Below are 11,445 nucleotides of genomic sequence, written 5' to 3' on the forward strand. Positions count from 1 at the left end.
TAATCTAATGGCGAAAGTGACGGGAGTAATGGTGGGTGAGGCCCTGGTGGGCGACACCAACGAAGTGGCACACATCGACCTGATCGTGGGCCCGCGCGGCTCCGCTGCCGAGACCGCATTCTGCAACTCGCTGACCAACAACAAGGACGGCTTCACCAGCCTGTTGGCCGTGGTCGCACCGAACGTGCCGGCTAAGCCCAACACCCTGATGTTCAACAAGGTGACCATGAAGCGTTCCAGCCAGGCGGTGCAGATGTTCGGCCCCGCCCAGCGTGGCGTTGCCAAGGCTGTGGTCGAGTGCGTGGAAGACGGCACGATTCCCGCTGATGAGGCTGATGACCTCTACGTGTGCGTGGGTGTGTTCATCCACTGGGAAGCCACCGACGATGCGAAGATCGAGCAGTGGAACTACGAAGCCACCAAGCTCTCGCTGAAGCGTGCTATCGCAGGTGAGCCTTCGGCGAAGGAAGTGGTTGCTCAGAAGAACGCTGAGCACCCGTTCGCTGCCAACGTTTCCTAAGGGAATCGTTGACTGCCGCCGGGTGCCACCTGGCACCCGGTCGGCCGCTGCCCTGGTTCTAGGGCCTCGGCCGAAAGCGGGCGAAGAACTGCCCGTTCTCACCCGTCAGCAAGTAGAGCTGCTCCAAACTGAGCTCCCCACACCCTTGCAGCGGTGCGCCGTTCACCAGCGTGTGAAACGCATCTCCGCCCAACAAACGATGACCTAAGGTCAGGTACAGGCGACCGAGATAGCGCTCGCGCAGCATGGCGCCGAGCACGGTCGGCCCGGCCTCGAGGTAAGCGCGGCTGCAACCCAGGGCCCGCACGGCCTCCACCAGCAAGCTGGCACCAACCGGTCCAGGGGTGTCGGCCACCATGACGTTCACGCCACTCTCCTCGCGCAGGTGTCGCACGCGCGCTTCGGGGGCATCACTCGAGGTCACCACGACCACCGATTGGTCGTGTTGGCCAAGGGAGTCTGGCAGCACGAAGTCCAGCGAGCGGCTCGCGATGACGACGGCGGGTTGCCGGGTCAGGCCGCGGCCGTGGCGCCAAGCCAGTAGATCCGCACTGTCTTGGCGCAGTCCCACCTGCAAGATGTCGCTGAGGCGACCGGCCGCCAGCGCACGCAGGTAGGCGCCGTGCGTGATGAAGCAGTCGGCATGGGCCTGCAACTCCTGAAACAAACGCCAGTCCGCACGGGTGGTGAGCGCCCGCGGTACATGGGACCCCTCTTCCGTGTCACCGAGGGCGATCCGGCCGTCCAGGCTGGTCACGAAATTCGCGTAGATCAGGGGCCGCTCAGGCGCACTGTCGGCGGCTTCCTGCAGTACCCCCGACTCGGGATCCAAATAGCGTCCGCGCACGGACATCGGCGCCGCCGGATCCGACGTCGTCGGGAACAGCGCCAGCAGGTGAGGATCGCGCGTGTGGCTAGGGTCGGCACCCAGGGTCATGACAGCATTTTGCGTGGTGGGGCAGCGATGCCACGATAGTCTACACTCTGGCCTCGCTCGCGGCCGCTTGTACGCGCCCGGGAGTGGCGAGGCGCGCTCGGCTTGCCGATCGGCGCGCACGCACTCACCGCCATCGCAGGGAGATCACACCGTGGCAAACGACGAGAAGACCTACAGCGAAGATCAGATCAACGCCCATCTGCAGGCCCACCTGCCCCAGTGGTACTACGAGGACGGGTGGATTCGCCGCAAGTACCGAACCCACGGATGGAAGGCCACGCTGATGGTGGTGAACACGGTGGGGCACCTGGCCGAAGCCGCCTGGCATCACCCCGATCTTACGGTCTCCTACGCCTTCGTGTTGGTGAAGCTGCAGAACCACGCGGCGGGGGGCATCACCGACAAGGACTTCGAACTGGCGGCACGGATGGAGGATGTGATCCAGTGGCAACCGGGCGAAGACAGTGAGAGTGCGCTCGAGGGCACGCCGAAGGACGATGCCCGCGTTCGCTACGTGAAGTACGACTGAGCGAACCTCGGGCGGACGGGCCACGAGCGCCATGGGCGAGCGCATACTCTTCCTGACCGGGCGTCTTGCCAAGGACAGCCTGGAGCGAGAGCTCGAAGCCCTCGAGCAGCGCAAGTTCGACTACGAAGTGCGCGACCTAGGGCTCAAGGTGGCCGCGCTGATGACGGCCCAGATGATAGATCGGCGGTTGGACGATGTGGCGGGCTTCGACCGCATCCTCGTGCCCGGCCTGTGCGGTGGCGATCTCGAGGCGGTTAGCGCCAATGCCGGCATCCCACTCGAACGCGGGCCTAAGGACCTCAAAGACCTACCGGAATTTTTCGGTGGGCGAGGGCGGGAAGTAGACCTCACCCGCCACTCGGTGCTGGTCTTCGCTGAGATCGTCGATGCGCCAGACGTGCCCGTGGAAGCTGTGGTGGAGCGAGCGCTGCGCTACCGGCGGGACGGTGCCGACGTCATCGATATCGGTTGCCTGCCGGGGCGAGCGTTCCCCCATCTAGAGGACTGCATCGCGGCGCTGCACGACGCTGACCTGCGCGTGAGCGTGGATTCGCTGGAGGTGGATGAGCTGCGTCGCGCCGGGCGCGCCGGCGCTGACTATCTCCTGAGTCTCAAGCTGAGCACCTTGCATCTGGTGGACGAGGTGGCCAGCACGCCGATCCTCATCCCGGAACAGCACGGCGATCTCGACAGCCTGTACGAGGCCGTCGAGGCCATGGAAGCGCGAGGTCGCGACTACTTCGCCGATGCGATCCTCGATCCGATCCACTTCGGCTTTACCGAGTCCATCGTGCGCTACCAGACGCTGCGCGAGCGCCTGCCCGAGGCGCCGATCATGCTGGGGGTGGGCAACGTGACGGAGCTTACGGATGCCGACACCACGGGCATCAACGCGGTGCTGTTCGGCATCATCTCCGAGCTCGACGTCGGCGCCGTGCTCACCACCGAGGTGAGTCGCCACGCGCGCAGCGCCGTGCGCGAAGCGGACGTGGCTAGACGCATGATGTTTGCGGCGAAGGCGGATCAACGGCTTCCTCGCGGCTACAGCGGTGATCTCATGACCCACCATGAGAAGAAGCCCTTCACCCACTCCAGCGCAGAGATCGCTGACATCGCGGCGCAGATCCGAGATCTCAACTACCGGATCCAGGTGAGCGAGGAGGGCATTCACGCCTACAATCGCGATGGCCACCAGCAAGCGCAGGATCCCTTCGCGTTCTATTCCGGGCTCGGGGTGGAGGACGATGCGAGCCACGCCTTCTACCTAGGGGTGGAGCTAGCCAGGGCGCAGATCGCCTGGCAGCTGGGCAAGCGCTATCTGCAGGATAACGAACTCGAGTGGGGAGCCCTGCGCGCCCCGGCGCAGGCGGCGCCCGTGGATCCCGCAACGGGCTATCGCGAACCGGGCCCGACTCTGAAGGCGCGACGTGAGAAGGCGCAGGTTGCGAGACGACAGGCAACACAACAAAAAGGCGAATCGACGTGATGATTACTGAGACGGTGGTGACCACCGTCGCTCCCACAGGGAAGGTCCACATCGCCCCCATGGGCGTACGCGAAGCGGATGGCCGATTGCTCCTGGCGCCGTTCCGTCCTTCCACCACCCTCGACAACCTGCTCGAGACGGAACGCGCGGTGATCAATCTCATCGATGACGTACGCGTATTCGCCGGCTGCGTCACCAAGCGTCAGCGGGAATGGCCGACGGAGGACGTCGGCGACGGCCGGGTGCGCCTGGCTTGCGCGCTGGTGCACCGTGAGCTGAGCGTCGATGAGGTGGAGCCGGACGACCAGCGGCCCCGCATCTGGTGTCGCCAAACGGCTGCCCACACCCATGCGCCCTTCGCGGGCTTCAACCGCGCGCAGGCGGCGGTGGTGGAGGGAGCGATCCTGGCCAGTCGCCTCTCCATGTTGCCGCAGGAGAAGATCACCAACGAGGTGGCATACCTGCGTATCGCGATCGACAAAACCGCGGGCCCGCGCGAGTTGGAAGCGTGGACCTGGGTGATGGACGCGATCGACGCGCACCTGCAAGCGACACCGGCCACCTAGCCGCAGGCGGCGAACTCGTCAGGTAGTGCTAGGGCGCTCCGCGGGAGGCAGGGGCATCGCCACCAGATGACTCCAGCCGCGGTAGGCGGCGCTGTGCATGGGCACGTTGTGCACCCGGATGATGTCCACGCCCTGCTGCGCGAGGTGCAGGGACGCGCCCGTGGTGATGAGATCGCGTTCCGCGCTGTCCAGGGGCCCCTCGCTGAAGCTCTTCATGAACGACTTTCTCGAGTGGCCGATCAGTAGGCGCACACCGAGGCGACCGAGATCACCGGCGGAGCGCAACAGGCGCAGGGACTGCAGCGCATCCTTGCCGAAGCCGATGCCGGGATCGATCACCGTGCGGTGCGGGTCGAGCCCCGCCGCCGACCAGGCATCGAGCTTGCGCGCAATCCAATCACGTACCACCTCGTAGGGATCGGAATCACCCGGCAAGGTCACTGCGCGATCGGCCGGTACGCCGAGGTTGTGCATAGCGATAACCGTGACCTCAGGGTGGCCGACGGCCACCTCCAACATACCTGGCGCCTCCAGTCCGCTCACGTCGTTGATCACTTGTACACCGACGTCGATGGCGCGCTCGGCGACGCTCGCGTGATAGGTGTCGACGCTGATCGAGGGCCGCAGGGGGTCGTCGCCGAGAAACTCCACCAGAGGCAGCAGGATCGGTGCGAGGCGTGCCCATTCCTCATCGGCGGTGAGTGGCGTGGCGCCGGGGCGAGTGGATTCGGCGCCGAGGTCGAGCAGGTGCACGCCATGCTCACGCATGCGCTGCACCTGAGCCTTCACCGCTTCCCAATCCTCGTGCTTGCCGCCATCGGAGAAGGAATCCGGTGTGATGTTGAGCACGCCCATCCACAAGGGGATGTGGTGGGGTAGGGCACGGCTGTGCGCCAGGGCGCTCTGGCCGGTCGGTTCGCCCGGTATGCGTAAATCGGGGGCGATCGCCGTCAGGGGACTGAGCACGAAGTTACGCGTCAACAGATCCGGGTGGGGCACCGTGACCCGACCCACCGTGCGTTGCTCCTCACCGAACATCAGCACGTCGATGTCCAGGGGCCGCGGCGCCCATCGCGAGGGGTGGGGACGGCCGCAGGCTGCTTGGGCCGCGTCGATGTGTTCGCGCAGGCGAGCGATGGCGCTCTCCACACTCACCTCGCCACTGTGCGCGTAGGTGGCGACGCAGTTCAGGAACGGTCGGTTCCAGTCCCAGGGCGAGCCCGCAGGCAGAAGGGCCGGCGACTCCACCACAGGTGAGACCCGTTGCAGGGTCAAGCCGGGTACGCCTTCCATCGCGCGGATGCCCTCGCGCAACCAGTGGTGGCGATCGCCGTGATTGGAACCGAAGCCGAGGATTACTTGCATGAACCGTGGGTCTACCTTTGCCGTTGGCGTGGACGAGACCGCTCGTCCGGCATATGCGGGCCAGTTCACGGACCCATAGTGCGCACGATCGGTAGTCTCTCGAGTTGGCGCATCCTACCCCAACCGGCCGCAGGCCAGGGGCGCGCCAGCGCGTCTACCGACCAAAGAGTCCAAGCCCCTATGCCCGTAGTGCAAAGCGACAGCCTCGAGGCCCTCACCCGAACCACGAGCGCCGAGGTTGCCCCCACCATCACCACCAGCGTCAGTGCCGAGCGTATCGCGCGGCAGATGGAGGCACTCGGGCCCTTGCCCGCTGTCGCCTTGGAGGTGATGCAGCTCACCGAGGATCCGAACTCGGACGCGAAGGACCTGCAGCAGTCGATTTCCCGCGATGCGGTCATCGCCGGCAAGGTGCTGAGGATGGCCAACTCCGCGTATTTCTCGTCGGGGACACCGTGCCAGACCTTGCAACAGGCGAGCACGCGCCTCGGCATGAAGATGATCCGAAACCTCGTGGTCAGCTCGTGCGTCACCGGCATGATGGACAGGGACTTGCCGAACTACCCCTACCATTCCTTCGGTTTGCAGAAGCACTCGTTGGCAACGGGGTTGATCACCGGTGAAATCGTCACCCGCCTTGGCTTGCCGCGTACCCTGATCGACGAGCTTTTCCTCGACGGGCTGCTGCACGATGTGGGCAAGCTCGTGCTGAATCCCCTGTTGCCGAGCCGGGTGATCGCCACCGGCATTACGGGGATCGAACGCGAACGGCTGCTCACCGGCACCGATCATGCGGCCGTGGGCATCCTCATGGCCGAGCACTGGAAACTGCCAGCGCACGCGGTGGCGGTCATCGGCCACCATCACGACGTGACTGGTGTGGACGAGGACTTCCGTGCCCATGCAGCGGTGGTCGGCATCTGCGACTGGCTGCTCAACATGCGCCGCATCGGCTTGGCCGACGACGCACAGGACGTCGCACCACACCCGGACGACTCCGCGCTCGACGCGCTGGAGATCGATCAAGAACGACTAACGGAATTTACCAGCGATATCGATGATGCCCTCGTCACCATCCTCGAGTTCTGCGACGCCGCTATCTAAGACCCTGGCGGGCCTCGTACCCGCCGCGGTCTTCGATCCACTGCCCCTGCACGCTGCCGAGTCGGCCGACGAGTTGTCGGCGGCACTCAGCCAAGTGCTGCAGACGGTGGAGATCTCCAGCGGTTGGAGCATCGCCTTTCGCCTCGTTGGCGAGGAAGACCAGGTAACGGTCTACCTCACCACCGCCAAGGCCGTGCACGTCGGTGAGCAGATCAGTTTGCCCGAGCCGGTGCTGCGCGCCGGGCTCATGGCCGGCGATGAGGCGATCGACGTGCGGCGCGCCAACGGCACGCAGGCAGGACTTCAGTGCTCGGCGCTAGTCTCCTTGGAGGCTCGCCACAACCATTACGGTTACCTGCTCCTGCACGACGATCTGGAGGTGACCCAGCGCGCCGTGCTGCTGGCGCTCGCCGATCACCTGGCCCTCGCCCTCTACGCGCTGCAGACGCGCCAGGAGCGGGCTCGCCTGCAGGAGCTGGACGGGCGCAAGCTCTCGCTCATGGTCCAGGCGTCGAGCGTGGTCCTGCGCGAGTTGGATCTCGAGCGGGCGATGTTCAAGCTCGTCGAACTCGCGGTGGATAGTGTGTGCGGTGAGGTGGGGTGCGTCGCGCTCACCAGCCGCGAAGGGGACACCCTGGACACCCACGCCAGCTGGGGCATCGACGAGGCCGCGCTCGCCCAGTTTCGTCTCGTCGACGGTCGCAGCGTCGCCCACCTGGTCACCGCCGACGGCTTGGCCTGCTTGTTCCGCAATGCTGAGGAACTGCAGGAGCTCGTGCGTTGCGAGGCACTCGAGCGAATCACCAGCCTCGTGGCCCTGCCGCTGCGCGCCGCCAGTGGCATTCGCGGATGCCTGCTGGTGGCCAACGCGCCCGATCTCGACAGCGATGCGATCGACCTACTGAAGCTTCTGACCGAAGTGTGTGCCACCAGCGTGGACAACGCCATGCGTCACCTCGACTCCATGGAGCGCGAGTCTCTGGCGGAGCAGCTTCGCCTCGCCGGGAGCATCCAGCAGGCCCTGCTCCCCGACCGCGCTCCCCAGGTGCAGGGCGTGGCCCTCGACGGCTGCAACCTGCCGTGCGACGACTCGAGCGGGGACTACTACGACTACTTCAAGATCGACGACTCGCGCGTCGGCTTCGTGGTGGCGGACGCCACCGGCCACGGCATTGGCGCGGCCCTGATCGCCACCACCGCCCGTGCCGCCCTGCGCGCGCTACTCCATCGTCAGAGCCACGAGTCTCTCGATCTCGCCGACCTCCTCGAGCAGCTCAACGAGCTCGCCGAGTCGGACATGAAGGACGATAAGTTCATCACCTTGTTCGCGGGTGTGTTCGACGCACACACGGGCACCCTGACCTATGCGAGCGCCGGTCACGATCCACCCATGCTGCTGTTGCGGCGTGAACAGGATGCGGTCGAGCGGCTGGAGGCCACGGGCCTCCCCTTGGGCATGTTCCCGATGGCCAGCTACGAGTCCGTCACGGTGAAAGCTCTCGAGCCCGGCGACCTGATGCTGGTCATGACCGACGGTGTCGACGAGGCACGCAATCGTGCGGGTGAGCAGTTCGGCCTCGACCGGGTGGAGCAGGTGCTACGTGGCGCGGGAGATCTCGGGCCGAATGAGATGATCAGCACCCTGATCGAGCAGCATCAGACCTTCACGGAAAACGGCAAGCGCGAAGACGACATCACGATGATCTGCGTGCGCGTGGGCGATCCGTCCTGATCGCCCCGCCCGACCATCGACTTCGTCAGTCGCTGGTGACGTAGCGCAGGATTTCCACCACCTGGGACGGCGTGCGCGCCCAGGCCATCGCGGCCGCATCTACCTCCTTCAGCGCATGCACGATCGACTCGTCGTGCAGAGTGATATAGGGCTTGTCCATCGCCGCGCAAAGCCCCGCGTCAAAGGCCGCATTCCATTGCTTGTACTTCTCCCCGAAGCGCACCACGACGATGTCGGCGCGCTCGATCAGGGTACGCGTGCGAATGCTGTTGACCTTGGAGGAGGCGTGATCGCGCCAGAAGGGCGTCGCGCCGAGATCCAGTACGTCCGCCGCGGCATCGCTCGCCTCGTGATCGGTGACGGGCGCCGTGAAGTCGATGCCGAGGTTCAGCTTCTCCGCCCCTTGGACGATTTGCTCACGCCAGTCGCTGTGGATCTCACCGGACAAATACACTTCCCAGACCATGACAGCAATCTCCTTTATGGTTGCCCGGCGCCGGTCGGCACCGGTAGGCAGTTCTCAACTTGCTCGCACGCGACACCCTGGCCGCGAGCGAGCACGTGGTAGCGATCGGCTTCAGTCACCTCGAACCGTTCGAGTTGCCCCGTCGGCCAGCGCACCACGGCACCGATCAGCGCCGCGCTTGCGCCCAGACCGAAGTGCACCCGTGGATCGTTGCTCGACTGATAGCTGTACGCCGGCTGCGCCACGGCGCGGCGCAGGCGACCGTCGGCGCTGCGCACGATGACCTCGCCGCCGAGGCCTTGGGGCAGGGCGAAGCCGACCCAGTGGCCGTCGCCGCGCGGGGCATCGTTGCGCAGCAGACGCGTGGGGCCGCCGTTGTTGACCACCAGTACGTCGATGTCGCCGTCGTCGTCGTAGTCGGCGAAGGCGGCGGCACGGCTGTTCTCGATGTCGGGCACGTCAGCGGTCAACTCGGCGTCCAGCAAGGTGAAACGTCCGCCGCCCGTGCCACGAAAGAGCAAGTTCGGCTCAGCGAAGGGCTTGCCCGGCACGAGCGGCGGTAAGCTCGCGCCGACGCGGCCGTTGGTGACGTAGAGATCGACCGTGCCGTCCAGATCGAAGTCGGCAAACCCCAGTCCGAAGCCCGTGTAGGCCACGCTGGGGGCGGCCAATCCTGCGCCCGGCGTCGCGTCGCGGAAGAAGTCACCGCCCTCGTTCACGTAGAGGGTGTTGGTCTCGCCCCGCAGGTGGCTCATGAACAGGTCGAGGTCTCCATCGCCGTCGGCGTCGACCGCGGCGACGCCCATGCCGGCCTCCGCCTTGCCGGCCATGTTCACCGCCGTGCCCGAGAGCAGGCCGATGTCCTCGAAGGTGCCGTCCCCCAGGTTCTGCCACAGCTGGTTGGGCATGCCGTCATTGGCCACGTAGATATCCGTGCGCCCATCGCCGTCGAGGTCCGCCACGGCCACGCCGAGTCCATGGCCGAAAGCGCTCAGCAGGCCCGCCGCTTCCGTCACATCGGTGAAGGTGCCGTCCCCCTCGTTGCGATAGAGCACATCAGCGGCGGGGGCGTTGTAGTGGCGCGGATGGCAGTAGTCGCGGGTGGCTCCGCCGGTGAAGCAGTTCAGCTCCTGGGTCGGGGCCCAGTTGATGTAGTTGGCCACGAACAGATCGAGATCGCCGTCGGCGTCGTAGTCGAGCCACGCGGCACTCGTGCCCCAACCGTCGTGACCGGTGCCGGAGGCGGCCGTCACATCGGTGAATCGCCCATCGCCCTCGTTTCGATAGAGCACGTTGGGTCCCAGGTTGGTGACGTAGAGATCGGTGTCGCCGTCGCCGTCGTAGTCCGCGGCGGCGGCTCCCATGCCGTAGCCCGTATCGCCAGTGCCGCTGCTGGCGGTGATGTCCTCGAAGCGCTCCCCGTCGTTGCGCAGGAGCACGTTGGCGGGCAGCTGCGCGGGCACCGATGCGTCGTTGGCGTCATCCTCGGGCGTCCGAGCCCGCTGCGCCAGGTACCCCCCTTGCACCAGGTAGAGATCGAGGCGTCCGTCACCGTCGACATCGAGCCACGCCGCTCCGCCCGACATGATCTCGGGCAACCACAAGCGCTTGGTCAGCGCCCGCACATGCGCGAAATCCACGCCCGTCGGCGCCGAGACGTCGGTGAACCAAGCGCCAGCGTCATCCGCTGCCGCGCCTTGCACAGTACTGCCTAGGAGGGCGATTAGCCCTGCGGCAATTCTGCGTCTCATGGGTTGGTCGTCGGCGGGGCCGCCAGGGCTTCCGCCAGCGCCTTCACGCCCGGGTTGTTCGGGGCGAGGGTCGCGGCACGAAGGTACATCGTGCGCGCGGCCTCCTGGTCGCCGGCCCGCAGGTGCAGCTTCGCCAGCGACAGCTGCACGGGAAGGAGGTCGGGAAACAAGGCCAAGGCGTGGGTGTAGCGAATGGCCGCCTGGGCGTCCTTACCGAGCCGAACCAACACGTCCCCGTGCATGGCCGCGAGCTGGGGATCGCGCGAGTCGAGTTGCTCTGCACGAGCAAGGCTGGCGGCAGCGCCCTGCCAATCGCCGGTCTGGGCCTGCACGCGAGCGAGGGTCTGGTGGGTGCGCGCGATGCGGGGCGCCACCTCCACCGCACGGCGGGCATGGCGAAGCGCGCGGGGCACATCGCGCTCGCGCATCGCGAGGGACACCAGGTTCAGTTGAGTGCCGAAATGCTCCGGCGCCTCTTCCGCCACGCCCGTGAGGATACGCTTCGCATCGGGCAAGCGACCGAGTTGAAGGTAAGCCACGGCGAGGTTATTCAAATCGTTGATATCCGCTTCACCGGCCGCCAGGATGTTCTCCAGTACCTCCGCCGCCTGCCCCGGTCGGCGCGTGGCAAGGAGGGTGTTGGCGAGGTTTCGACGCGCGGGCGCGTTCACCGTAGCCTCATCGACCCGTTCCGACAGGGGATCGTTGTAATAGGAGCGCACCCCGTCCACGCCCCGGCGCAACGCTTGCGCCGCTTGCTCCCGCTTACCCTGGGCGCGGTAGGCCAGGCCCAGCATGTAGCGCGCCTGGCGGTAGGTCGGGGCGATCGCCACCGCGCGTTCCAGGGACGCGACAGCGGCCGCATAGTCGCCTTGGGTAAGTCGCACCTGACCGAGGCCCGTGTGACCGAAGGGATTGACCACGCCGGTGGCGATCATCTGCGTGTACGCGGTGGCGGCGCCGTCCAGGTCGCCGCGCTCGAAGAGCGC

11 protein-coding genes are annotated in these 11,445 nt (G+C 66.2%); 6 read left to right on the forward strand and 5 right to left on the reverse strand.

Features of this window, described 5'->3' with window-relative positions; genetic code table 11:
• Positions 1–7 precede the first annotated feature (7 nt).
• Positions 8–520 carry a formaldehyde-activating enzyme gene (gene fae, locus AAF184_08435; GenBank protein MEO0422347.1) on the forward strand — a complete coding sequence of 171 codons (513 nt, stop codon included), beginning with the start codon at positions 8–10 and terminating at the stop codon, positions 518–520.
• 58 nt (positions 521–578) lie between these two features.
• On the opposite strand, the gene AAF184_08440 is transcribed toward fae, so the two are convergent.
• The gene (locus AAF184_08440) at positions 579–1,457 is read right to left on the reverse strand and encodes a dihydrofolate reductase family protein (GenBank protein MEO0422348.1); all 879 of its coding nucleotides are present in this window, start codon (positions 1,455–1,457) and stop codon (positions 579–581) included.
• 151 nt (positions 1,458–1,608) lie between these two features.
• Between AAF184_08440 and AAF184_08445 the strand changes: the two genes are divergently transcribed.
• The 3 genes from AAF184_08445 to AAF184_08455 are packed head-to-tail and all read left to right on the forward strand — an operon-like array spanning position 1,609 to position 4,038.
• Positions 1,609–1,986, forward strand: a complete 378-nt coding sequence (locus AAF184_08445) for a 4a-hydroxytetrahydrobiopterin dehydratase (GenBank protein MEO0422349.1) — start codon at positions 1,609–1,611, stop codon at positions 1,984–1,986.
• 31 nt (positions 1,987–2,017) lie between these two features.
• Positions 2,018–3,472, forward strand: coding sequence for a DUF6513 domain-containing protein (locus tag AAF184_08450; GenBank protein ID MEO0422350.1), 1,455 nt, complete (start codon positions 2,018–2,020; stop codon positions 3,470–3,472).
• Positions 3,472–4,038, forward strand: coding sequence for a DUF447 domain-containing protein (locus AAF184_08455; protein MEO0422351.1), 567 nt, complete (start codon positions 3,472–3,474; stop codon positions 4,036–4,038). Before AAF184_08450 ends, AAF184_08455 begins: the two co-directional genes overlap by 1 nt.
• A gap of 18 nt (positions 4,039–4,056) precedes the next feature.
• On the opposite strand, the gene folP is transcribed toward AAF184_08455, so the two are convergent.
• On the reverse strand, positions 4,057–5,403 hold the full coding sequence (folP, locus tag AAF184_08460; protein ID MEO0422352.1) for a dihydropteroate synthase: 1,347 nt from the start codon (positions 5,401–5,403) through the stop codon (positions 4,057–4,059).
• Positions 5,404–5,583: 180 nt separating this feature from the next.
• On the opposite strand from folP, the gene AAF184_08465 reads away from it, so the two are divergent.
• Together AAF184_08465 and AAF184_08470 are read left to right on the forward strand one after the other, a co-directional pair.
• The gene (locus AAF184_08465; GenBank protein ID MEO0422353.1) at positions 5,584–6,507 is read left to right on the forward strand and encodes an HDOD domain-containing protein; all 924 of its coding nucleotides are present in this window, start codon (positions 5,584–5,586) and stop codon (positions 6,505–6,507) included.
• Positions 6,464–8,239 carry a PP2C family protein-serine/threonine phosphatase gene (locus tag AAF184_08470; GenBank protein ID MEO0422354.1) on the forward strand — a complete coding sequence of 592 codons (1,776 nt, stop codon included), beginning with the start codon at positions 6,464–6,466 and terminating at the stop codon, positions 8,237–8,239. The genes AAF184_08465 and AAF184_08470 overlap by 44 nt, the downstream gene beginning before the upstream one ends.
• A 25-nt stretch (positions 8,240–8,264) precedes the next feature.
• On the opposite strand, the gene AAF184_08475 is transcribed toward AAF184_08470, so the two are convergent.
• The 3 genes from AAF184_08475 to AAF184_08485 form a co-directional block, all read right to left on the reverse strand.
• Positions 8,265–8,705, reverse strand: coding sequence for a YtoQ family protein (locus AAF184_08475; GenBank protein ID MEO0422355.1), 441 nt, complete (start codon positions 8,703–8,705; stop codon positions 8,265–8,267).
• Between the two features lie 14 nt (positions 8,706–8,719).
• Positions 8,720–10,456, reverse strand: coding sequence for a CRTAC1 family protein (locus tag AAF184_08480; protein ID MEO0422356.1), 1,737 nt, complete (start codon positions 10,454–10,456; stop codon positions 8,720–8,722).
• Positions 10,453–11,445 (reverse strand): tetratricopeptide repeat protein (locus AAF184_08485; GenBank protein MEO0422357.1); only part of this gene is annotated, 993 nt, incomplete at its 5' end. The genes AAF184_08485 and AAF184_08480, both read right to left, overlap by 4 nt.

The organism is Pseudomonadota bacterium, from assembly GCA_039815145.1.
Lineage (GTDB): Bacteria > Pseudomonadota > Gammaproteobacteria > Steroidobacterales > JBCBZW01 > JBCBZW01.